Below are 24,380 nucleotides of genomic sequence, written 5' to 3' on the forward strand. Positions count from 1 at the left end.
AGCGTCGCATGATTGCGACGGGTTTGTGCAGGCAATCACGATTGAATGGCAAGCGTGGAATTGTCCTTGCCGAACAGGCAGAGCAGCATGATCAGACGTTCTGGCGGAGTGCCATCAGTCGGAAAAGTCTGCAATTCCAGTTCTGCGGTCTGGCGCGCCAGCACAATGAGATCGGAGAAATCCGCGTCCTCATCATCCGATATGGCCAGTCGGAAACCCGGAAGCCCGGATTGCCTGCGGCCGGTGGCGTCGCCTCCTCCGCGCATACGGAAGTCCTCGTCCGCGATCAGAAACCCGTCTTCAGTCTCCCGCAAAAGCGCCAGACGCTGTTTAGCGACAGCGCCTTTCTCGCTGCCATGGAGAAGCAGGCAGTAAGATTGATCCGCACCGCGCCCGACGCGCCCTCGCAACTGGTGCAACTGGGCCAGTCCGAAGCGTTCCGCGTGCTCGATCACCATCACGGTGGCCTGTGGCACATCCACGCCCACTTCGATCACGGTGGTGGCCACAAGCACACGGCTTCGGCCAGCGGCAAACTCGGCCAGTGCAGTCTCGCGCACAGCAATGTCCTGTTGCCCATGCGCTAACGCCACGTTCACTCGGGGGCCGAAATGTTCCGCAAGAGCCGCATGTCGTGCTTCGGCAGCGGCGATGTCGAGCGTCTCGCTCTCACTGACGAGCGGGCACACCCAATATATGAGCGCGCCGGAGGCCAGCGCCCGGTCCAGCCCTGCCAACACGGCTTCGAAAGCGTCCAGCCCATGAACGGAAGTGTGAATCGGCTTGCGACCGGCAGGTTTGGCGTCCAGACGGCTCACGTCCATTTCGCCCCAATGAGCCAGAAGCAGCGTGCGAGGAATCGGTGTCGCGGTCATGACGAGCATGTCCACGCATTTTCCTTTTTGGCCCAGTGTCTGGCGCTGTCCCACGCCGAAGCGGTGCTGCTCGTCCACCACGGCGAGCGCGAGGTCGTGATATTCCACTGCGTCCTGCACCAGTGCGTGCGTGCCCACGATCAGGGAGGCCGAGCCATCCGTAATGGCTGCCAACGCTTCCTTACGCGCCTTGCCACGTACAGAGCCGGAAAGGAACACGACGGGCACGGGCGAAAGGCGCTCGAAGGTGGCGAAGTGCTGGCGGGCGAGGATTTCCGTGGGGGCCATGATCGCGGCCTGATCGCCAGCCTCGGCGGCCCGCAGCATGGCGAGCAGCGCCACCATTGTCTTGCCTGCGCCGACATCGCCCTGAAGCAGCCGCACCATGCGGCGTGGAGCGGCGAGATCCCTATCGATTTCATGCAGGGCGCGTTTCTGGGCATCGGTCAGGGTATGACCGAATCGGCGCAGGGCTTCGCGTTGGAGGTGGCCGTCGCCTTTGAGAGAGCGGCCCGGCCGTGAGCGGTTGGCGCGGCGGGCGAGCAGGAGCGCAAGCTGGGATGCCAGAAGTTCGTCAGCGGCCAGCCGTTCGCGTGCGCGACGGCGTGCGGCGTGCCACTCATTGCCCTGCAGAAACTCCGGCACATCGCCCGGAAAATGGGTCCACAAAAGGGTTGTGCGGAAGTCTGGCCATTGGCGGCGTCTGACCGCGCTCTCGTCCTGCCATTCGGGCAGATCGGTGGGCAGCAGCGCGAACGCCTTACGCATGGCGGCCCGGACCTGTCCGGCAAACAGGCCTGCGGTCAGCGGCCAGACCGGATCGAGGAGTGGGATTTTTTCTCCCGGAGCGGCAAAGAAATCAGGCGTGCCGATGACGGGATGACCGCCAAACATGTCCACCCGTCCCGACACCAGAACCTTGCTGCCCACCACGGCTTTGCGGGCCTGCCAACGCGAGAAAAAGGCCACTTCAAGCGCGCCGGTGTCATCTTCCAGCATCACGCGCCATGGCTGGCGACTGTTGGGAGCGGGTGAGACGACACGGGTGATGGTGGCGTCCACCGTGGCGATGGTGCCGGGTACCACATCGGCCAGTTTCGGTCGGCGCCTGCGGTCCGTCACGTTTTCGGGCATGTGAAACAGCAGGTCGATGATGGCCCGCCCGCCTGTCACTTTTGCCAGCAGTTTTGCGGTAGCGGGGCCCACACCGGGAAGAGTGTCCAACGGGGCGAGAAGAGGGGCGATGACGGGCGGGACCGGAAAAGGCCGAGGCTCAACTTCCAGACGCGCAGAACCGTCCTGCGATCCCGATTGCGGGAGCGGTCTGGACACGGAGGGCGCAACGGCCTTTCTTGTCGGGCTGGCAGGCATCGGCCACAAGGCTTACAGGACAGGCGCGCCATGGAACAGAATGAAAACGCATCTTCCGCCCAGACAGGGAACGATCACGCGGAATCGCTGGAGGCGCGCCGCCGTCGGCTCATCTTCCGCGCCCAGCATCGTGGCACGTTCGAGACCGATATCCTGATTGGCGGTTTTGTGGACCGGCATGTGAACGGCATGAATGCGGAGCAGGTGGCGGACATGGAACACGTGCTCCAACTGCCCGACCCGGATCTGACGGACTGGTTGTTCGGACGGCTGTCCATTCCCGAAGAGAAAAAAACGCCCATGCTCGTGGCGCTGGTGGATGACGCGCTGACACGCATGGGCAAGAAAGAGGCGACGGCCTGAGCGCTTTTCCACGCTCTCGCCGTAGTGAATCAGGACGAACGGACACATCATTGATGGACGCAGACGTACGCACCGCCACACGCGCCACCACCATCTGGGGCGCGCCTGAAGGATTCGACGGACTGCTGCTGGCGCGGCGTGCGCGGGAACACAAAGGCCCGCTGCTGCATGTCGCGCGTGATGACGCCGCCCTCTCTCGTCTGGGTGACGTGCTGGACTATGTGGGGGAGGGCGTGCAGGTTCTGCGTTTTCCCGCGTGGGATTGTCTGCCGTACGACCGCGTTTCACCTAACCCGGTCATCATTGCCGAACGTGTCGCCACCCTGACGCGGTTGCTTGAGCCTGTGCCGCCTGCGGGCCGTATTGTGCTCACCACTCCGTCCGCGCTCATACAGCGTGTGCCGCCACGCGAAGCGTTTCGCGGTCAGTCGCTCGACATCGTGCAGGGAGAAAGTCTCGATCAGGCGTTTCTGATCGAATTGCTGATCGCCAATGGCTATACCCGCACAGACACGGTGATGGAGCCGGGCGAGTTCGCTACGCGCGGCGGCATTTTCGATCTTTTCCCAGCCGGTCAGGCAGAGCCTGTCCGGCTCGACCTTTTCGGGGACGAAGTGGAGAACATCCGCAACTTCGACCCCGGCACACAGCGTTCCACTGGGCACGTGAAATCTCTCACCATGCGGCCCGTCTCGGAGTTTTCGCTCGACCCGGACAGTGTGTCGCGATTCCGCAGCGCATGGCGCGATCAGTTCGGTCCCGCTGCGGCCAGCGACGCGCTGTATGAACACGTCAGCGATGGCCGTCGCTACACCGGCATCGAACACTGGCTGCCGCTGTTTCACACCGAGATGGAAACGCTGTTCGACTACATGCCGGACGCGGCCCTCTCGCTCGATCATCAGGTGGACGAGTCTCTTGCCGCCCGGTTCGAGATGATCGCGGATCACTATCAGGCGCGCCGCGAACCGACCCGCGAGGGCGAGACACCGTATCGCGCGCTGCCGCCACACCTGCTTTATCTCGATCGCAAGGGATGGGACGCGGCGACGTCTCGGCTGCCGGTCATGCGGTTTAGCCCGTTCGCTAAACCTGACGGCGCGGAGGGGATCGACGCGGGCGGTCGTCCCGGCATCCTGTTCGCCAAGCTGACGCCGCAGGGCGAGCGTGAAAAAGTCTTCGCGCTGGTCGAGGATTACGCCCGCCAGTGGGCTGAAACCAAGCGCCGCTGTTACATTGCCGCGTGGACGAAAGGTTCGCGCGAGCGCATCCGCACGTTGTTCATGGAGCACGGCATTCCGGTCGAGACGTTTGACGACTGGAAGACCGCGCGCCGCATGAAGCCGGGGCCGGTCGGCCTGCTGGTGTTTGGCATCGACCGTGGTTTTGTGGGCGACGATCTGGCGCTGGTCTCCGAGCAGGATCTGCTGGGCGAGCGCATCGGTCGGCCAGCGCGCAAGCGCCGACGCGCCGATGAGTTGATCGCGGAGGCGGGCGAGATCACGGAAGGCGATCTCGTGGTGCATCAGGATTACGGCATCGGGCGCTATGACGGGCTTGAGACCGTCAGTGTCGGCGTGGCGCCGCATGACTGTCTGCGCCTCCTCTATGATGGCGGCCAGAAGCTCTACCTCCCCGTGGAGAACATTGAGCTTCTGAGCCGTTTCGGCTCCGATCAGGCCGGTGTGGCGCTCGACAAGCTGGGCGGTGTTGCGTGGCAGAGCCGTAAAGCGAAGATGAAGGAGCGCATCCGCGATATGGCGGGTGCGTTGATCCGCACAGCCGCCGCTCGCGCGCTTCTTGAGGCACCGGCTTTCATGACTCCGGAGGGCATGTGGGAAGAGTTCTGCGCCCGTTTCCCCTTCGTGGAGACGGACGATCAGGCCCGCGCCATTGCCGATGTGGTGGAAGACCTTTCCTCCGGCCGGCCGATGGACCGTCTGGTGTGTGGCGATGTGGGCTTTGGCAAGACCGAGGTGGCGCTCAGGGCTGCATTCATCGCCGCGATGTCAGGCGTGCAGGTGGCCGTCGTGGTGCCGACCACGCTGCTGGCACGGCAGCATTTCCGTACATTCGAGACACGCTTCGAGGGTTTCCCCATTCATGTGGTGCAGCTTTCACGCATGGTCACGCCCAAACAGGCGACCGAGGTGCGTAAGGGCCTCACGGATGGCAGCGTCAACATCGTGATCGGCACACACGCGCTGCTTGCCAAGACGGTGAAGTTTGCCGATCTGGGGCTGCTCATCATCGATGAGGAGCAGCATTTTGGCGTTTCCCACAAGGAGAAGCTCAAGGCGTTGCGTGAAGGCGTGCATGTGTTGACGCTCTCCGCCACACCGCTGCCGCGCACGCTTCAGCTTTCGCTCTCCGGTGTGCGTGAGATGAGCCTGATAGCCACGCCCCCAACCGACCGTCTGGCCGTGCGGACCTTCATCATGCCGTTCGACAGCGTGGTGATTCGCGAAGCCATCCAGCGCGAGCGCTTCCGGGGCGGTCAGACGTTCTGTGTGGCGCCACGCATCGAGGATCTGGACCGCTTGGCCGAGCGTCTGGCGGATATCGTGCCGGATGCGAAAGTGGTGAAAGCGCACGGGCAGTTGTCCGCGACCGAGCTTGAGCGCGTGATGACGGAGTTCGCGGACGGGAAATACGACATCCTGCTCTCCACCAATATTGTGGAGAGCGGGCTGGATATGCCCACCGTCAACACGCTCATCATCCACCGGGCCGACATGTTCGGGCTGGGACAACTCTATCAGCTTCGTGGGCGCGTCGGGCGCGGCAAGCAGCGTGGCTATGCCTATCTCACGTGGCCGCAGACGCATGTGCTGTCGGCTTCGGCCCAGAAGCGGCTGGAGATCATGCAGACGCTCGACACGCTGGGCGCAGGCTTCACGCTGGCATCCCACGATCTGGACTTGCGTGGCGCGGGCAATCTGTTGGGTGAGGAGCAGTCGGGCCATATCCGCGAGGTTGGCATCGAATTGTATCAGCAGATGTTGCAGGATGCCGTGGCTGATCTGCGCGCGGAGAAAGGCCGCGCGAAATCGCAGGATCGCGACTGGACACCTACTATCGTGCTTGGCCTGCCGGTGCTGATTCCTGACACGTATGTCACGGATCTTCCGGTGCGGCTGGGCCTGTATCGTCGCATCAGTGCGCTTGCGTCCGAGGCGGAAGATGAGGCGATGGAAGCCGAACTGGTGGATCGCTTTGGTGAGGTGCCACCAGAACTCAAGAACCTGCTCGATGTTGTGGCGCTCAAGCGCTTCTGTCGTGAGGCCGGGATTGAGCGACTGGAAGCCGGGCCGAAGGGTATGGTGCTTCAGTTCCGCGGCAACAGCTTCGCCAATCCGGAGGGCCTTATCCGCTGGATCACGAACTGGAAGGACGGTGCAGCCCGTCTCCGTCCCGACCACAAGCTGGCTGTGGTGCGGGAACTGACGAATGCGCAGCGGATCAAACTGGCGCGCAAGGTTGTGGGAGGGTTGGCGAAGCTGGTGAGGTGAGGGAGGCCGGCATTTGCTAGAGTGACGGCCGCAACGGTAGCCCGATGCGTCGATACTGGGGATTTGCTGGCTGTCGATAGTGCTTAAAATATTCATTCACTCGGAATTTAAGAATAAGCGTTTTTAATTTTCCTGAAGAGCTGAAGTGTTTGTTGGGTATCTGCTAAGATAACGCCCTGTATCTTATATGGGTTTTTCGTTTTATTTGTTGATTTGCCGAAGAGCGCTTTTTTGCGGTGTGTTGCTGGCACGTTACAGTGCGGAGCCATGCAGTGAGTGCGATATTTTTTCCGGTTGCGGGCACCCGTAACACCTGCTTCGGTTTCGGTCGGTGGGGACGACAGAGGTCATTCTGCAGGTTTAGTTTCGTAGTCTTCCTGATGCCTGTGACCTATGGTGTAGCCAGTCCGGCACCTTATTTCATTCCTCCCTCAAGTTCGGGAGGTGCGAACCTCTCTTCCTCTACTGCTCACGCAGGCATGGCTTTACCGAGCGGCACGAAACTGACTTCGCCTGAAAAAGACTATTACGTCACGGCTCCGGCATTGTCCCTGAAGCCGCAAGAAAAAGACGGCATACGCCATATCGGGCCGTTCAACATCGAACAGAGCAACAGCAGCCCCGTCCCGATGGAAACCGGCCGGACCATTACGGCGGCCTATCCCGTCAAAGGGGTGCCGGGAATGGATCTGACCATCAATATGTTCGCGGGACATCGTGAAACCAATACTGGAAGCAATGTTGGAACGGCTGCGCTGACGGCTGGCATGCGGATCAAATGGTGAGCGCAATCGCGAGACGTACTTGCTGAACGCATAACCTTCAAATGCATTCGACCGTGTTTCGTGCGATCAGAATGGTTGATGACACAGTGGGTTTCACACATCGCGCGAAGGATTCCGGGGTTGTTTCTGTCTGGCTCCTGTCTCGTCGGACTGTCTTTTGCGCTGCCTGTTCGTGCTGCCAATCCGGATGCCCTATGGCACATCGTGCATGAGCGCTGTGCTTCTCAGGATATTTCTCATGGCCCGGGAGCCTGCGCGGTTCTCGACAGTCCTCATCGGGTTGCGGTTCTGAAAAGTATTGAGGGACGATCGCAATATCTCCTGATTCCAACCGACCGTAATTCCGGCATGGAATCACCTGCTCTGCGCGATCCTGCGACGCCGGATTACTTTGCCCATGCCTGGGCACAGGCTTTCCGTGTTGGTGAAGGGTATGGCGTTCGCCTGCCGCGTGAAGATGTCGCACTTGCCATCAATTCACAGGACGGTCGCTCCCAGAATCAGTTCCATATTCATGTGGAGTGCATCAGACCCGAAATAAAAGTCGCTCTCTATTATATGCGCGAAGCTGTTTCCTCACAGTGGGCGTTCCTTCCGGCTTTGCTGCGAGGTCATCCCTATCGGGCCATGCGTGTGAATGGCATGAACCTTGCTGGCGTGAAGCCCTTTCTTCGTCTGGCGCAATCCCTGCGGCATCCTGAGTTTGAAATGGGGCACCACACGCTTGCCGTTGTTCCTGAAACCTTTGAGGACAACCAACCCGGTTTCCTGATCCTCAATGACGTGGCGGATCTTGCGCACAAAAACCGTGGCTCAGCCGAAGAATTGCAGGATCATAGCTGTGCTATTGTCGCGCTCGATCCTCTTGTCCGGCCAATCGGCAAGCCATCCAGTCGGTGACGGCCATCATATCGGCGGCAGTCATGATGGTTTAAAAGAGCGACATGAAACTTTATTCCGCCGCTGAAACGCAGCGCCTCCTGCCGTTTTCTGCCCTACTCGATGCGTTGGAACGCACGGTGCTGGATTATGCGCAGGGGCGTCTCATCTGTCCCGAGCGTGTGGTGACGCAGGCCCCCGGCAGTTCAACGCTACTGATGGCCATGCCCTGCGCAAGCCCGGACCTGCTTGTCACCAAATTGCTGACCATCTGCCCCGCTAATGCAGGCTCGGAGCGACCGATCATTCAGGGACAGGTGACGTGCGCGGATGCGGGCACGGGCGAACTGCTTTTTGGGTTGGACGGTCCCACCGTGACCATGCGGCGTACGGCGGCCATCAGCATGCTGGGCATCCGTATCTTCCGACGTGAACCTGTTCGGCGTGTGCTGCTCGTGGGCACAGGCGCGCAGGCCGTGGCGCATTGTGACGCGCTGGCAGCGCTTTATCCGGGCGTTACGATCTTCATCAGAGCGCGCTCGCCCGAGAAGGCGCGAGGGTTCTGTCTCAGGCATGTCACGCCTGAATGCGACCTGCGGCCTGAAACCGGCGATGAGGGACGGTTCGACGCGGTTATCACCGTCACGTCCAGTCGGGAGGTCATTTATGACGCTGCGCCTCACCCGGACACACTCGTCATTGGGGTTGGAGCGTTTCGCCCGGACATGATCGAGGTTGGGCCAAGGATCGTTCGGGAAAGCAGCCTCTATGTGGACGATCCGCAAGGCGCTCCTTCGGAGGCAGGCGATCTCATTCAGGCGGATGTGGACTGGGCGAGCGTGAGATCGCTTGCCGATGCGCTGAAAGAGCCGCCATCGACGGATGAACCGGTGTTCTTCAAATCCGTGGGATGCGCGGCGTGGGATCTGGCGGCTTGCCGCGTCGTGGTGGAGGAGAAGGAGGACGCGGTCTGAACGTGCCCTTCACAGGCCAGTGATGTTATTTCGATATTGAAACGTATTTCCGCTTCTGTATGGTGATCGGAAGATTGCCATGAGGAAGCGGACAGACGCATGCGCATTGCCGGACTTCAGACGGCCGGAACACCGGGAAACATCGCGGCCAACCTTGCGGAACTCGACCGGGCGGCAGCCGATGCACGTGCGCAGGGAGCGGACATCCTTGTCACGCCGGAACTGTTCGTCACAGGCTATGACATCGGCCCGCAGCTTTTCGATCTGGCGCGCGTCGATGCGCTCGCTGCGGTGCGACAGATGGCGGTCATGCACGGTCTCGCCATTCTCGTGGGGCTGGCCGAGAGCGCGGAAGAACTGGGACCACGCAAGCTCTATAACAGTGCGATCCTGATCGATGCCGATGGGCGCGAACTGACGCGCTACCGAAAGCAGCATCTGTTCGGGGAACTGGACCGCGCATTCTTCGTGCCGGGGGATGCCCTGCCCGAGATCGTGCCGTTTCATGGTGTGAAGATCGCCACCATGATCTGTTACGACGTTGAGTTTCCTGAATATGTCCGCGCTGTTGCCCTTGGTGGGTGCGAGGCGCTTTTGGTGCCCACAGCGCAGATGGAGCCGTTCACCTTCGTGGCCCGGGAGGTCATCCGCACCCGCGCGTGGGAGAACCAGATCTATGTTGCCTATATCGACCACGACGGTCGGGAAGGCAGTACGGTTTATGTCGGCAACAGTCAGATCGTGGCGCCTGACGCCACCGTCCTTGCCCGTATCGAGCGCGGCAACGGATTGATTCTGGCCGATGTCGAGCCCGGCGCGGTGGTGCGGGCACAGACCGAAAATCCGTATCTTCTGGACAGGCGGCCTGCGGCTTATCGTCGGCTTGCCGTCGAACCTGTGGGGAATGTCGCATGAAGGAAACCAGTAGCCCACTTACTCTGCCCGGTGAGGGACCATCCGCGCGTCTTTCGGGAAATCTGGGCGTGACGGAGATTATTTTCATGGTCGTGGCGGCTGCGGCACCGTTGACCGTCATCAGCGGTAACGTGCCACTGGCCATTGCACAGGGTAATGGCGCGCAGGCATGGACCGGGTTTGTGGCGGCCGCCATCGTGCTGCTGCTGTTCTCGGTCGGCTTCGTGACCATGGCGCCTTACATGAAGGATGCAGGAGCGTTCTTCTCCTATATCCGCGCGGGTCTCGGTGGTCGTGTCGGGCGGGGCAGCGCTTTTCTCGCGCTTCTGACGTACACGGCGATCCAGCTTGGTGTGTATGGTTTCTTCGGCTGGGCAGTGGACGATACCGTTCGGCAGTGGGGCGGTCCTCATCTCCCATGGTGGGGCTATGCCGGGGGGGCGCTCGCGTTGGTGGCGTTTCTGGGATACCGTCACATCGATCTCAGTTCACGGCTGCTGGGAACGGCGCTGGTGTTGGAAATCGGTGTGGTGCTGGTCATGAACGCGGCCATTCTGATCCATCCATCGCCCGTCATGCCGCCGCCCAGCGCGACACCACCGGTCACTGGACCGTTTGCTGTGGCTCTTCTTTTTGCCATTACAGGCTTCATCGGATTTGAGGCGACGGCCATTTTCCGTGATGAGGCACGTGATCCGGAACGCACCATTCCGCGTGCGACCTATGGCGCGGTCATCATTATCGGCGTGTTTTATGCCTTCTCCTGCTGGTGCATCATCATGGCGTGGGGGCCGGATGCGGTGACGGGCGTGGCGCAGCGCTATCTGGCGGATGGCGGCAACATGGTGCTGGAAACGGCAGGCCGTTACGCCGGCAATGTGGTGAAGCAGATCATGGCGGTGCTGCTGCTGACCAGTCTGTTTGCCTGTGTGCTGTCTTTTCACAACATCATCGCGCGGTATCAGCTCGTGCTGGGACGCGAAGGGGTGCTGCCGAGCTTCCTTGCCCGCACGCATGACCATCATGAGTCGCCGCACGCCGCTTCGGTCGTGCAGACGCTCACGGCGCTCGTGCTGATGGTACTTGCGGCATTGTCGGGGGCCGACCCGCTGGTGACGGTCTACGGTTCGATGGCGGGCATTTCCACGGTCGGCATCGTGCTGCTGATGATCCTGACATCGTGCGCTGTGGTGGCATTTTTTCGTGCGCGTCCGACGCTGGTGAAGGAGCGTAAGTTCAAGACGGCTCTGTTGCCTATGCTGACGACGTTCCTGATGGCGCTGGTGTTGTTCGTTATTCTGGAGAATTTCACCACGATCACCGGTTTGTCGCTTGTGATCAGTACATGTCTTGGAGCTCTGCCGTTTGTGGCGCTGGGACTTGGTATGTGCCGCGACATGTCGGTTGAAGGCATTCTGGAAGAGGGTGTGGCGGTCAGATCCTGAATTGGGGAAGTGTGGGGAGGCAGGTGAAGTGGCTCCCCACCGTTTTTATTTGATGAAAATCATCTATATTTGAATTTTATTCTGCTTTGTCGTGTGGTTTCGTGATCGTATATAAATAAAATATTTGTATATATCCCATATGATTTTCGATACCCTCAGTGGGGTAAGTTCAAAAAAACAAACGGCCTTCTCATGCCCTCCACGTCCGACGTGCTCCGTCATCTCCCTATCGAAGGCATGACCTGTGCGTCCTGCGTTGGGCGTGTGGAAAAGGTGCTTCGACGTGTCGAAGGCGTGAAAGATGTAAGCGCTAACCTTGCCACCGAAAGTGCCGATGTGACGGCTGACGCCTCCGTCACACTTCCAACACTCGTTCGCGCCATTACAGCCGCAGGCTACGGAGTGCCTGCTCAGACGGTCGATCTCGCCATTGACGGCATGACCTGTGCCTCCTGCGTCGGCCGTGTAGAGAAAGTTCTGCGCGCTGTGCCGGGCGTGCAGGATGTTTCCGTCAATCTCGCAACAGAACAGGCCATTGTGACAGGACAGGCGGACGCCTCAGACCTGATCGCAGCAGTGGAGAGGGCCGGGTATGATGCCCGGATTACAGAGGATGGAGGGCGCGACATCGGCGAGGCAGCCGAACGTCGTCAGGCGGAAACCGTCTCTCTCACCCGCGCTTTTATCCTAGCACTGGTCTTCACTCTTCCCGTTTTTCTGATGGAAATGGGCGGTCATATGATCCCCGGTTTTCATCACCTGCTGGACCACGTCATAGGCATGAGAACGAACTGGATCCTCCAGTTCATCCTGACTTCGATTGTTCTGTTCGTGCCCGGTTGGCGCTTCCTTCGCACCGGGTTCGTCGCTCTGGTGCATCTGGCGCCGGAAATGAATTCGCTTGTGGCCATCGGTTCGCTGGCGGCGTGGGGATATTCGGTAATCGCCACATTCGCTCCCCGGTTGCTGCCTGCTGGCGCCGTGCAGGTTTATTATGAAGCTGCCGCGGTTATCGTGACGCTCATTCTGTTGGGCCGACTTCTGGAAGCCCGCGCGAAAGGGCGCACATCGGACGCTATTCGTAAATTGGCGGGATTGCAGGCCCGTGCAGCCGTGGTTCTTCGTAATGGCACACCTGCCGAAGTGCCGGTTGGAGAGGTGAAAAGTGGCGATCTGGTTCTGATCCGGCCGGGAGAACGTATTCCCGTCGATGGAGTGGTGGCGGAGGGCGAAAGTTACGTCGATCAGTCGATGATTACAGGCGAACCCGTGCCGGTGGCGCGTCATTCTGGGGAAAGCGTTGTCGGTGGAACCGTGAACCAGAACGGCACGCTGACTGTCAGGGCGACTTCAGTGGAGGAGGCGTCCACACTCGCGCAGATCATCCGCATGGTGCAGGACGCGCAGGCCTCGAAGCTGCCGATTCAGGGGTTGGTGGACCGTGTGACGATGTGGTTCGTGCCGATCATTCTTCTCATCGCCGCTGTGACTTTCGTGATCTGGCTTGTCTTCGGGCCGACACCGGCACTGGGCGTCGCTCTGGTGCGGGCTGTATCGGTACTGATTGTTGCCTGTCCCTGCGCGATGGGACTGGCGACGCCCACCTCCGTGATGGTCGGCACAGGGCGTGGCGCTGAACTTGGCGTGCTGTTTCGTAAAGGAGAAGCGCTTCAGACGTTGAAGGACACAAAAGTCGTGGCGTTCGACAAGACCGGAACGCTCACACAGGGGCACCCTGAACTGACGGATATGACCGTGGCGGAGGGCTTCGAGCGGGAGGAGGTTCTGCGTCTGGCCGCAGCGGTGGAAGCGCGCTCCGAACACCCGATCGCACGAGCCATTGTAGCAGCAGTCGGAAACACCGTTCTGCCAGATGTTTCGGCGTTTGAGAGTGTAACGGGCGGAGGCGTGCGGGCCTCGGTGGAAGGGCGAACGGTTGCGGTGGGCGCGGATCGCTACATGCGCGATCTCGGCTTGGATGTAGCGGCGTTTGCCTCTCAGGCCGTGCATCTGGGAGAACTGGGTCGCACGCCCCTTTATGTGGCTCTCGATGGGCGGCTGACGGCCATTCTTGCCGTGGCCGATGCATTGCGACCTACCACGGTTGCGACCATCACCCATCTTCACGCCATGGGACTGCGGACGGCCATGGTGACAGGCGACAATGCGCACACCGCAAGCGCCATCGCCCGTCAGGCTGGAATCGATACGGTGGTGGCCGAGGTGCTGCCGGCCGGAAAGGTGGAGGCCATTCGCAAACTGAAGGTAGCGGACGGCCTGCTGGCTTATGTGGGTGACGGCATCAACGACGCACCGGCTCTGGCGGAAGCGGATGTGGGGATGGCAATGGGGTCGGGCACCGACATTGCGATGGAGGCAGCGGATGTCGTGCTGATGTCCGGCAATCCCGAGACTGTCTGCACGGCCATCGCGCTTTCCAGAGCGGTGATTGCCAATATCCGGCAAAATCTGTTCTGGGCGTTTGCCTATAACACGGCGCTCGTTCCCTTGGCCGCGGGCGTGTTCGAGCCTCTGTTCGGCTGGCAGATGTCTCCTGTTTTTTCAGCGGGGGCGATGGCGTTTTCCAGCGTGTTTGTGGTGGGCAACGCGCTTCGGTTGCGACGGTTCTCGCCACGCTGACATGCGCACGTTCAGGTGCTGGGGTGTCAAACCTGTGGCGACATCGTGCGTTGAGAGGCCGTCTTTCGCCTCGAACATCCTGATCTCTTTGCGAAAACGGTCAGAAGGGCGATTATGTGCCTTCTGTTGTTCGGTGGCCTGTCCATCTTCCATAATTCGAAAGTCAGCATGAACACGACGTCTCATTGCACTTCCAGCCAATCTTCCGATGAGCAGGAAATGCGCCGTTCATTTCGTCCCGGCCGTGGCCCCTTCCAGTTCTGGGCGCAAGGTGTTCTTGTGGCGGTTGTGGCCGCGCTGGCGCTCTACACTCTGGGGCGGTTTCGGGTCTCTCTTGTGTGGGGCGGCGTGCTGGCGATCGTCTGCTGGCCTCTTCTGGGATGGCTGCAACGGAAGTGGTCACCCCGCCATGCGGATATTGTTCTGCCGGCCATTATCGTTCTGGGCATTGCCCTGATTTTTGGTGTACCGACGATGGTTATTGGCGGGATCGCGGCCAGTCAGGCGCGCGATGCGGCAGCGTGGGTGCGCGACATCCATGAGTATGGCTTGCCGGAACCGGCGTGGCTCTCCTCCGTGCCATGGGGGCGGGCGCAGTTGGAGCATTGGTGGCAGGCCAATCTGGCCGATCCGTCAGGTGTGCAGCAGCTTCTGCATCGTCTTCATCCGGGGCAGCCTCTGCGGACGATCGATCATGTCGGGCAGGGTGTGGCCAACACGCTGGTTCTGTTCGGTTTTACCCTGCTTGTACTGTTCTTCTTCCTCAAAGCAGGCCCGGCTGTGGTCCGGCATATGAATGTCGTGCTCTGGCGCCTGTTCGGTCCGCGGGGTGAGTTGCTCCGTTCTCAGGTCGTGGGGGCCGTGCGTGGTGCCATGGCGGGGTTGGTGCTGGTGGGTCTGGGTGAGGGCGCGCTGATTACGGTGGCCTATATCATTGCTGGAGCGCCACAGGCTCTGCTGCTTGGCGTGTTCACGGCTTTGATGTCCATGATTCCGATGCTCGGCGGCTTGGCTGTGGCGCTGGCTGTGGTGGTTATCCTTGTCAAAGGAACAGTGGGAGCCGCCGTTGGAGTGGGTGTATTTGGCATGATCGTGCTGTTTCTTGCCGATCATTTTATTCGCCCTGTCCTGATCGGCGGATCGATCAGGTTGCCCTTCGTGTGGGTGCTGCTTGGGATTTTGGGCGGTCTTGAGGGCTGGGGGCTTTTGGGTCTGTTTATCGGGCCAGTGTTGATGGCGTTGGCGCATCTGATGTGGCGGTTCGGCTCTATGAGCGCGGCGGGGGCGCATGCGTTGCCCGTTGAAAAGTGAGGCGATGATTTCCCCGAAATGGCTGTCTGGAAGGAAAGTGAGGGAACGCAAAACTTTCGCTTATCGTTTCCCGTTCAATATGCCATGCGTGATCTGTCCAGAAGGAAAGAGACATCCATGAACGACGAAGAAGAAGTCATTGTCGGCTATCTGATCCAGCGCGAGTCCGAAGACGGTGAACTCGACTTCTGGAACCCGGAGACAAAGTGGTCGGACGATCCAAACGACGCCAAGCTCTATGAAAGCGAGGACGAAGCGGATGCGGACGCCACGGCGCTTCAGGCACAGGGCGGCGGTGAGATCAGCGTGGCCGTCGTGATTGAAGATGACGGTGAAGACGAGGATGAAGAAGACGAAGAAGTCTGAATCTTTCCGCGTTACGAGTTTCCCAGCCCACGTTCTGCTTTCTGGCGGGGCGTGGGTTTTTTGTTTGTGGAAGAAAACTCACGCTGGTCGGACAGAACGGTAACTGCGAAGCACTATGTCGCATGGTAGACGGTGTGTGACCGAATACTGCGGTTATCTTGGAACTCCGTCATTCCGATGGCGAAAATCTGTCCAAATGTTGATTTTGTTACATTTCGATATTTTTTGACTTGCTTTGAAAATTTTGTAAACGAATTATTGACAATTGTTGCTGTCTGCGTTTTTTACGTTTCGTCCATTTCATGTGACGGAGATAGAAAAATGCGTGAATTAAACACAGCTGAAATCAACGAAGTTTCAGGTGGCTGCAGCTTTGGTGGCGGCTGGGTTGCGCCCGCTTGGGGCGGCTGCGGTGGCGGCGCGTCTTGGTCTTGGGGTGGATGTGGCAGCTGGGCCCCGGCTTGGGGCGGTGGTTCATGTGATGGCTGGGGGCCGGCTCCGTCATGGCACACAGGCGGTTCCTGCGGTGGCAACACCACGCCGGTTGCTCCGACCCCGGGCACGGGTGGTTCCTGCCAGAATGAGTCGTTCCAGCAGATCCTCAACGGGATCATCCATGGCTCGAACTACACGGGTGTGCCTGCGTGCAGCACAACGACGTCCAGCTGCACGACGACGGCCTGATTTCTGAATTTTAGAAATCTGTAGAAGCCGCCCGGTTTATGCCGGGCGGTTTTTTGTGACGTATTAAGATCAGGCGTAGGAATCGACGGAGTTCGCTGCGTCTGAGTCCGAGTCCGAAGAACTGGCGGTGCGCGGTGTGCCCTCGGTGGTCGTGGAGACCACATTGCCCTGTGCGTCCGTCACAGTGATGGTGAGGGTGCCATCGCTGTTCAGGGTCTGGGTCGTGGTGTCGGAAGAAGAGGAAGACGCCGAAGACGAGTCAGACGAAACCGAGGAAGATCCCGAAGACGTGTCACCGAACAGACTCGATACGGCGCTCGTGCCGAGGGAGGAAATGGAAGACGACATGACGTTACTCCTTGCGTAAGAGGTACGTCGAATTGTTCGCTCTCATTTCCTAACTGATAGTGAAAATGCACGTAACAGAAAGAAATGCTCCGTAACAGGCGCTTTTCTCCTTTGGCTCTGCTCTTCCACGCCGTGATGATTAGCAGCCCAGTGCAGGCAACACCGTTTCCACAATGTTGCGGTCCAACGCTTCGTATTCATGGTAGCGCAACGTGCGGTAAAGTTCTTCCCGCGTCTGCATCCGCGGCACCATGGTCTGCGTGCTGCCGTCGCGTTTGAGTGTGGCGTAAAGATCCGCCTGTGCCCTGTTGGCGACGCGCAGTGAACTGACGGGCCAGATGATCATCCGATATCCCATATTCTCAAACTCTTCGGCCGTGAAAAAGGGGGTGCGCCCAAACTCCGTCATATTGGCCAGCAGGCGTACGCCGGGCATCCTGCGTGCGAATTCGCGGAACATATCCGCAGTGGTCAGTGCTTCGGGAAAGATTGCATCCGCTCCGGCTGCTACATACCGTTTTGCCCGTGCCACGGCTCCGTCCATGCCTTCGCTGGCCACGGCGTCCGTACGGGCAACGATCACGATGTCACGGGCGGCGCGGCGGGCGGCATCGACCTTCATGACCATCTCGTCCAAGGACGCGAGTTTCTTGTCATTGAGATGCCCGCATTTCTTGGGCAGCAACTGGTCTTCCAGATGTACAGCCCCCGCGCCCGCTTCCTCAAACGCGCGCACCATGTTCATGACATTGAGCGTTTCGCCATATCCTGTGTCACCATCGACCAGAATGGGAAGACCGGAAGCGCGGACGATCTGGCGGATAAAAAACGTCACTTCATTGATGGTGATGATCCCCAGATCCGGCAGGCCCATGCTCGCGGTCATGGCGGCACCGGAGAGATACAGCGCTTCAAAACCCGCATCTTTCGCCTGAAGCGCGGCCTGCCCGTTATGCGCGCCCGGAAGCTGAAGAATGCCGGATGCATCGAGAAGTTTGCGGAAGCGCACTCCTGCGGATTCACTCGGGTTTTCGGAACCGACCAGATAGGTCATGCTGCCTTCTCCATATGTCCGCGTTTGTTGATGTGAATGAATGGACGGTCTTCCGGCCCGATATACTCTGCGGAAGGACGGATGATCTTGCCGTTTTCGCGTTGTTCGAGGACATGGGCGCTCCAGCCCGCTGAACGCGCGATGACGAAGATCGGTGTGAACATGGCGGTCGGGATGCGCATCATGCTGTAGGAAACCGCGCTGAACCAATCGAGATTGGGAAACATTTTTTTGGTTTCGCGCATGACGGTCTCGATCCGCTCCGCCACGTTGTAAAGGCGCATCGCGCCACTGCGTTTTGAAAGTTCGAAGGCTGTGCGTTTGATGATCTCGTTGCGCGGATCGGCAACCGTATAAACCGGATGGCCGAAACCGATGATGACCTCACGGTTGTCGATGCGACGGCGGATATCGGCTTCCGCTTCATCCGGTGTGAGGTAACGCTGCTGAATTTCCAGTGCGACCTCGTTGGCACCCCCATGTTTCGGTCCACGGAGAGCGCCGATACCGCCGCATAATGCGGAATAGATGTCCGAACCGGTGCCAGCGATCACCCGGCCTGCGAAGGTGGAGGCATTGAATTCATGCTCGGCATAGAGAATGAGCGAGACATGCATGGCCTTCACCCATTCCGCAGGCGGTGCCTGACCATGCAGGAGATGGAGGAAATGACCGCCGATGCTGTCGTCGTCAGTTTCGACTTCGATGCGGCGACCATTGGTCGCGAAATGATACCAGTAGAGCAGGATCGATCCGAGCGAGGCGAGGCAACGATCCGCGATCTCACGCGCACCGACAGGGTTCTGGTCGCGGCGTTCGGGCAGGACGCATCCCAAAACAGACAGGCCGGTGCGCATCACGTCCATGGGATGCGCGGCAGCCGGGATTTGTTCCAGCACGCGCTTTACCTGCTCGGGCAGACCGCGCATGGAGCGAAGGTGTTCCTTGTAGACGGCCAGTTCCGCGACGTCGGGCAGATGACCGTGAATCAGGAGATGCGCGACTTCCTCATACTCGCAGTGTTCCGCAAGATCTTTGATGTCATAGCCGCGGTAATGCAGGTCATTGCCGCCGTGGCCGACTGTGCAGAGCGACGTGGTTCCGGCCGCAACACCGGAAAGCGCCACGGATTTTTTTGGACGATTTTCGTGAGAGGTCTGCGTCATGATGGCGGCTCCTCTTCGTTTCTCTTCTACTGTTCGTAAGCGAAGATTCCGATTTCTGGGTTTCTTTTCAGTTCGCCTGCGGGCAGGGTGATTTCGAGTTCACACAGTTCTTTGGCGGATAATTCCGGCAGGCGTTGCGCCACTTCAAGAAAGCGGTCGGCCTCCTGTGGTGTGATGATGCCCTCCGTCAGCGTGCGGAACTTGCGGAGGTAGTCCGGGCGCGTCCACGGGGTTGCGCCGAGAGGATGGGCATTAGCCACGGCCAGTTCATCGGAAATAATGGTGCCATCGTTCAGGGTGATGGTGATGCGGCCGCCGAAAGCCTTCACGTTCGGATCGGTGGAGTGATAGCGCTCCGTCCATTCGGGTCGTTCGACCGTGTGAATCTTCTGCCATAGCCTTATTGTGTCGGTACGGTTTGCGCGTTCTGATGCGTAGGAGTGGACGTGGTGCCACGCGCCATCCTGCAGGGCGACCGCAACGATATACATGATCGAATGATCCAGTGTTTCGCGGGAGGCTTTTGGATCGAACTTCTGCGGATCGTTGGAGCCGGTGCCGATGACGTAATGCGTGTGATGACTGGTTTCGATCAGAACGTCCTTTACATCGTCCCAGTTTTTCACCTGCTTACCCAGCCGGAAAGCTAGATCAATCAGAGCCTGACTCTGATATTCCGCCGAATGTTCCTTGGTGTAGCTGTCGAGGATCGCGCGTTTGGCCTCGCCTTTCTCGGGCAACCGGACGACGTAATGAGCGTCCTTGCCGTCGAGCATCCACGCGATGAAACCGTCCTCGCCCTCATAGATCGGGCTTGGTGAGGTCTCACCCAACATGGCGCGGTCCACGGCTTCCACGGCCATCTTGCCAGCGTGGGAAGGGGCATAGGCTTTCCATGAGGAAATCTCGCCCTTGCGGCTTTGACGGGTGGCGGTGGTTACATGCAGTGCGTGCTGGATGGACTGATAGATTGTCTCGGTCGGCAGACCGAGCAGCGTGCCGATGCCTGCGGCCACGGAGGGGCCGAGATGCGCCACATGGTCGATTTTGTGCGCATGAAGGCAGATGCCGCGCACAAGATTGATCTGGATTTCATAGCCCGTGGCAATGCCGCGGATCAGATCGTGGCCCGAGCGTTGGCATTGCTGCGCCACCGCAAGGATGCCGGGAATGTTGTCACCCGGATGCGAATATTCCGCCGCGAGAAATGTGTCGTGGAAATCCAGTTCGCGCACAGCCGTGCCATTGGCCCAGGCGGCCCATTCGGCATGCACGCGAATGTCCGGACCGGCGCCGAAAAGGGTGGCGCCACCGGGACGCGCATGCGCCAGCGCTTCTGCCCGGGCGCTCATGACGGAATGACGGTTTGCGGAGGCGATGGCGACAGAGGCGTTGTCGATCACGCGGTTGATGATCATATCGCTGACGGCAGGCTCGATCTCGACTGGATCGGCGGCCACCTCGGCAATGTGCCATGCGAGTTGCTTCTCGCGGGGAAGGCGGTCCTTTTCGGGATGAACCGCGACGTCGTATGTATGCATGGGGTGTTCCCGTTCCTTGCTGACAGGACGAGCGTGGCGGATCGCGTGTGCTGCGCGCTATGCACATGCGGTGAATTCGGGCAATGGGTAGGGCAGATCTTGCGAAGGATGCGAATATGACGGCTCGCCGGACGAAGATTTTCGCGGGATCGAAAATACGTGAATTGCGCGGCCGCATTCGGAAAACCCAACAGGCGATGGCGGCCGAACTGGGCCTTTCCGCGAGTTATCTCAATCAGATCGAGAACGATCAGCGTCCCGTTCCGCCCCCGCTGATGGCAAAACTTTGCACGCTCTTCGGTGTGTCGGAGGCCTATTTCGGTGACAGCGATGAAATCCGGCAGATGCAGGGCTTGCGCGAGATCCTTGGCGATCCGCTTTTCAAATCGGCCTCGCTTCGTCCAGCGGAACTTCAGACAGCGGTGAAAGGTGCGCCTGCGTTGGTGGATCGCTTCGTGACGCTCTACCGCGCCTACCGCACATTGGCTGAGCGTGGCGCGTCCGAGAGCCTGCATCCGGTAGCAGGAGAAGGGCTGGCGGCCCCACAGGTGGATACGGCCGGTGCACGTGTGGCTTCAGGCTCCGCAATGGATGTGGTGGGACCATATGACGCCGTGGGCGATTGGGTGCAGCGTGAGCGCAACTATTTCGATGAGATCGATCGCGCGGCGGAAGACCTGCACGAGAGGGAAGGTTTTTCGGACGGGATGCTGTCCGTCAATCTGGCGCGTTATCTTCAGGATCATCATGGTATCCGCGTCGTGATCGACAATGAACTCGACAGCCGCGCAATGCTCTGGCGTTTCGACAAGCGTGGACGGCGGCTTCTGCTGTCGGATGGTGTGCCATCGGAAAGCAGTGTGTTCTGGATGGCGCAGGTCATCGGGCGGCTGGGATATGGCAAATTGCTTGATCGCGTGGTGCGGCGCTCCGGCCTGTCCACGGAGGATGCGCGCGATCTGGCGCGAGTGGGCATGAGCAACTATTTCGCGGGAGCGTTGCTGCTACCTTATCGGCGCTTTCGTGACGCTACGCGGCTTAGACGGCATGATCTCGATCAGTTACAGCGACAGTTCGGCGTAAGTTTCGAGCAGGTCTGCCACCGCCTCTCGACGCTTCAGCGGCCGGGAGAAGAGGGTATTCCATTCTACTTCATCAAGACCGACATCGCTGGAAATATTCTTAAAGGATACAGCGCAACGCGATTCAATCTGCCAAGGTTCGGTGGATTGTGTTCATTGTGGAATGTCTTCCGTGCCTTTGCCACGCCGGGCGAGTTGCAGGTGCAGGTCTCACGCAACACGGATGACGCCGTGTTTCTCAACGTGGCGCGAACGGTCGGACATGCCGGGGTGTCATATTTCGACCGTCCGCGTCGGGTGGCGGTGGTGCTGGGTTGCTCCATCGCGCACGCTTCGGAACTGGTTTACGCGGCGGGACTGGATTTGTCGGACGAGCGCACGATCATCCCCATTGGGCCGGGGTGCCGCGCCTGTATTCGTACGGAATGCCGTCATCGCGCCATTCCGGCGTCCGGGTTCCAGATCGATGCAGGCGGTGAGGAAAGGGGGGTATTGCCCTATCACATGGTGCCGATGGATGAGGCGCCGACTATGTAATTATCAATCCTGATTGGCGATATGCGGGTTTTTGGACAGAGCCGTGCCATGCAGGGCGAGGTAGCGCGTCACGATCTTCTGGCGGATCCAGTTCACCAGCCCTGAAAGCGTGACGATGGTCACCCCCACGATCTCCCAGATATCGAGGGGTTGCCGGAACAGGGTGTAGCTGAGCGCCACGCCCCAGATCATCTGGCTGTATTGTGGCAGAGCCACGCGATTGGCCGGAGCGCTGGCGGTGGCCATCATCAGCAGAAGCTGGCCGAGAGCCGCAAGGAAGCCATAACCGAAGAGATATGCCCAATCCACGCCCTGCGGCATGGTGGCTCCATGGGCCATGAGAATGCCGTTACCGATCAGTGGGCCGAACAGACTGGATCCAAACAAGGAGAGGCGAGGTGTGTTGTTGCCAGCAAGACGGTAGGCGATCACGCCAACCGCATTGGCCACGGCGGCAACCAGAGCGCAGAGGTGTCCAAATCCGAGGGCGCGAAAGCCGGGTCTGAGTACGATCAGCACACCAATGAAGCCCAGCGCGACCGAAAGCCATGCCCAGCCATTGACCTTCTCACGCAGGAACGTCACCGAGAGGATGGTGACGAAGAACGGCATGAGGAACATCAGCGACAGGGCTTCGGGCATGGACAGCAGCATGAAGGCTTCCACGCTGGAAGCAGTGGCGAGAAACACGGCCAGAGCGCGAACACACCACATCCCGAAATGCGGCGTGTGCACCATATCGGCCCATGATTCATGCTTGAGCTTGATGAAGGGCAGAATCAGGAAGCCGAACACGCCACCGGAAAAGGCCACTTCAAACGGGTCGAGACGTCCAGCCAGCAGCTTGGAGAAGGCGTCGCTTATGGAAAAGGACGCATAGGCCAGAAAGGCCTGCAGCATTCCCGACATGGCATTGGTGTACATGACCCGTTCCGTTCTGTTCCGGGGCGGCGGATAGTGCCCGATGCCCTGTAAGAATGACTGCCTCGCTTACTCCTGCTCGATAGGTGGAGAGAAGCCGTTTCCATTTCCATGTCGTGCAAAGCAGCCTTGCGGCGTCCCGATAGGGAGGAATGCTCCGGGCGACCAGCGGAAATCACGCTTGCGTGTGCATTGAGTGGGCATGTGTTGCAGCAAAAGAACACTTCGTTTCCGATAAGTTACATTTCCGATCACGTTCACGGGAAAGGAAATGCGAAATCCTTGCTCGGTTTTCGCCCGTTTCCCTACGGTGAGCGCGCCTTGGCATGAATCGCCGGTGTGGACGCTGACAAAGGGAAAGAGCTTTCTGTGGATCAAAGGAAGACCGTTCCCCGACTGACGCGGGTTTCACCGCAATATCGCCGTGCCAGCGTGGCGCTGTTCCTTGCGGGATTTGCCACCTTTTCACTTCTTTACTGTGTGCAGCCGTTGCTTCCGGTCTTTGCGAGAGATTTTGGGGTCTCTCCGGCTTCCAGTTCACTGCCTCTTTCATGTTCCACTTTTGCGCTTGCTGTGGCCATTGTGCTGGCGGCGATCCTGTCCGAGCGGGCAGGGCGACGGGAGCTGATGTTTGCGTCCCTGCTCGCGTCCTCGTTGCTCAATATTGCCTGTGCAGTAGCTCCTACATGGTCCTTTTTGCTTGGCCTTCGATTGCTGGAAGGCTTTACCCTTGGTGGCGTGCCGGCAGTCGCCATGACGTGGCTGGCAGAAGAAGTTGAGCCTGCCGAGCTTGGACTGGCGATGGGTCTCTATGTGGCGGGCACGGCCTTTGGCGGCATGGTCGGCCGCGTGGGGGCCGGTGTGCTGGCGGAACACTACGGTTGGCGGGGTGCCTTGGGAAGCGTAGGGCTGCTCGATGTGGCTGCCGCTTTGGGTTTTGTGCGCCTTTTGCCGCTTTCACAGCATTTCGCGCCCCGCCGGAATCTCGGAGCGGCCTATCACCTGAAAGCGTGGCGCGGTCATATGGGCACTGCGGAGCTGAGGGCAATCTATTGGATCGGCGCTCTGGTGATGGGCTGTTTCATGGCTGTCTTCAATTATGCGGGTTACCGCCTGATGAGACCGCCTTACGGTTTTACCCAGACACAGCAGGGCTACCTGTTTCTGATCTATGTTTTCGGCATCGGCGCCTCGTCTCTCGCAGGGTTTCTGACGGACCGAATGGGACGTGGCAAAGTGCTGGTCGCAGGCATCGCCACGATGACGTTTGGCGTGCTGTTGAGTGTGTTCGCCCAGATCGGGTTCATCGTGGCAGGCGTGGCGCTGGTGACCATCGGTTTTTTTGCGGCTCATGCCGTGGCCAGTTCATGGGTAGGACGACTGGCGCGTACGGATCGGGGGCACGCAACCTCGCTTTATCTGCTGTCTTATTACCTTGGCGGTACAATAGCTGGAACGATGGGTGGATGGTTCTGGAGCCATGACGGCTGGAATGGTGTTGCGGGATTCAGTCTGCTGCTGATGGCGGCGGCCCTCGGTGCGGCTGGATGGATGCTGTGTCGTGAAAGGCACTCTACTTTGCTTGCTCCCGAAGCCGCCGAGTGATGATCC

The 24,380-nt window shown here is 59.7% G+C and carries 19 protein-coding genes; 13 read left to right on the forward strand and 6 right to left on the reverse strand.

The genetic code is table 11. The annotated features are described in order from the left end of the window. Positions 1-35 precede the first annotated feature (35 nt). Complete coding sequence (gene recG, locus GOB87_RS04290) at positions 36-2,159, reverse strand: ATP-dependent DNA helicase RecG (protein ID WP_242006155.1); 2,124 nt, start codon at positions 2,157-2,159, stop codon at positions 36-38. Positions 2,160-2,276: 117 nt separating this feature from the next. Here recG and GOB87_RS04295 point away from each other — a divergent pair, with 117 nt between their 5' ends. The 11 genes from GOB87_RS04295 to GOB87_RS04345 all read left to right on the forward strand — a co-directional run bounded on the left by GOB87_RS04295 (position 2,277) and on the right by GOB87_RS04345 (position 16,120). Then, entirely contained in the window at positions 2,277-2,609 is a 333-nt protein-coding gene (locus GOB87_RS04295) for a succinate dehydrogenase assembly factor 2 (RefSeq protein WP_166313306.1), read from the forward strand. A 53-nt stretch (positions 2,610-2,662) separates the two neighbouring features. Continuing rightward, on the forward strand, positions 2,663-6,121 hold the full coding sequence (gene mfd / locus GOB87_RS04300) for a transcription-repair coupling factor (protein ID WP_166313307.1): 3,459 nt from the start codon (positions 2,663-2,665) through the stop codon (positions 6,119-6,121). A 380-nt stretch (positions 6,122-6,501) separates the two neighbouring features. Then, a complete protein-coding gene (locus GOB87_RS16730; RefSeq protein WP_166313222.1) occupies positions 6,502-6,906 on the forward strand; it encodes a hypothetical protein in 405 nt (134 codons plus the stop codon). Positions 6,907-7,026: 120 nt separating this feature from the next. Next, positions 7,027-7,806 (forward strand): CDP-diacylglycerol diphosphatase, encoded by a 780-nt coding sequence (locus GOB87_RS04310; RefSeq protein ID WP_166313308.1) that lies wholly within the window; start codon positions 7,027-7,029, stop codon positions 7,804-7,806. A gap of 44 nt (positions 7,807-7,850) precedes the next feature. Continuing rightward, entirely contained in the window at positions 7,851-8,759 is a 909-nt protein-coding gene (locus GOB87_RS04315) for a delta(1)-pyrroline-2-carboxylate reductase family protein (protein WP_166313309.1), read from the forward strand. A gap of 99 nt (positions 8,760-8,858) precedes the next feature. Beyond that, positions 8,859-9,674, forward strand: a complete 816-nt coding sequence (locus GOB87_RS04320) for a carbon-nitrogen hydrolase family protein (protein ID WP_166313310.1) — start codon at positions 8,859-8,861, stop codon at positions 9,672-9,674. Beyond that, on the forward strand, positions 9,671-11,119 hold the full coding sequence (locus tag GOB87_RS04325; RefSeq protein WP_166313311.1) for an APC family permease: 1,449 nt from the start codon (positions 9,671-9,673) through the stop codon (positions 11,117-11,119). The genes GOB87_RS04320 and GOB87_RS04325 overlap by 4 nt, the downstream gene beginning before the upstream one ends. 192 nt (positions 11,120-11,311) lie before the next feature. Beyond that, complete coding sequence (locus GOB87_RS04330; protein ID WP_166313312.1) at positions 11,312-13,759, forward strand: heavy metal translocating P-type ATPase; 2,448 nt, start codon at positions 11,312-11,314, stop codon at positions 13,757-13,759. Positions 13,760-13,927: 168 nt separating this feature from the next. Next, positions 13,928-15,070, forward strand: a complete 1,143-nt coding sequence (locus tag GOB87_RS04335; RefSeq protein WP_242006148.1) for an AI-2E family transporter — start codon at positions 13,928-13,930, stop codon at positions 15,068-15,070. A gap of 117 nt (positions 15,071-15,187) precedes the next feature. After that, positions 15,188-15,436, forward strand: a complete 249-nt coding sequence (locus GOB87_RS04340; RefSeq protein ID WP_166313313.1) for a hypothetical protein — start codon at positions 15,188-15,190, stop codon at positions 15,434-15,436. A 321-nt stretch (positions 15,437-15,757) separates the two neighbouring features. Further along, positions 15,758-16,120, forward strand: a complete 363-nt coding sequence (locus GOB87_RS04345; protein WP_166313314.1) for a hypothetical protein — start codon at positions 15,758-15,760, stop codon at positions 16,118-16,120. Between the two features lie 69 nt (positions 16,121-16,189). Here the strand turns inward: GOB87_RS04345 and GOB87_RS04350 are convergent, their stop codons facing one another. From GOB87_RS04350 to GOB87_RS04365, 4 genes are all read right to left on the reverse strand, one after another. Continuing rightward, positions 16,190-16,468 carry a hypothetical protein gene (locus tag GOB87_RS04350; protein WP_166313315.1) on the reverse strand — a complete coding sequence of 93 codons (279 nt, stop codon included), beginning with the start codon at positions 16,466-16,468 and terminating at the stop codon, positions 16,190-16,192. 139 nt (positions 16,469-16,607) lie between these two features. Then, positions 16,608-17,522: a methylisocitrate lyase gene (gene prpB, locus GOB87_RS04355; protein WP_166313316.1), complete on the reverse strand. Its 915-nt coding sequence runs from the start codon at positions 17,520-17,522 to the stop codon at positions 16,608-16,610. Then, complete coding sequence (prpC, locus tag GOB87_RS04360) at positions 17,519-18,688, reverse strand: bifunctional 2-methylcitrate synthase/citrate synthase (RefSeq protein ID WP_166313317.1); 1,170 nt, start codon at positions 18,686-18,688, stop codon at positions 17,519-17,521. Before prpC ends, prpB begins: the two co-directional genes overlap by 4 nt. A gap of 26 nt (positions 18,689-18,714) precedes the next feature. Then, entirely contained in the window at positions 18,715-20,229 is a 1,515-nt protein-coding gene (locus GOB87_RS04365) for an MmgE/PrpD family protein (protein WP_166313318.1), read from the reverse strand. A 116-nt stretch (positions 20,230-20,345) separates the two neighbouring features. On the opposite strand from GOB87_RS04365, the gene GOB87_RS04370 reads away from it, so the two are divergent. Further along, entirely contained in the window at positions 20,346-21,848 is a 1,503-nt protein-coding gene (locus GOB87_RS04370) for a helix-turn-helix domain-containing protein (protein WP_166313319.1), read from the forward strand. 3 nt (positions 21,849-21,851) lie between these two features. On the opposite strand, the gene GOB87_RS04375 is transcribed toward GOB87_RS04370, so the two are convergent. Continuing rightward, a complete protein-coding gene (locus GOB87_RS04375; protein WP_242006149.1) occupies positions 21,852-22,772 on the reverse strand; it encodes a DMT family transporter in 921 nt (306 codons plus the stop codon). A 366-nt stretch (positions 22,773-23,138) separates the two neighbouring features. Here GOB87_RS04375 and GOB87_RS04380 point away from each other — a divergent pair, with 366 nt between their 5' ends. After that, on the forward strand, positions 23,139-24,374 hold the full coding sequence (locus GOB87_RS04380; protein ID WP_166313320.1) for an MFS transporter: 1,236 nt from the start codon (positions 23,139-23,141) through the stop codon (positions 24,372-24,374). Positions 24,375-24,380 lie beyond the last annotated feature (6 nt).

The organism is Acetobacter estunensis, assembly GCF_011516945.1.
GTDB lineage: Bacteria > Pseudomonadota > Alphaproteobacteria > Acetobacterales > Acetobacteraceae > Acetobacter > Acetobacter estunensis.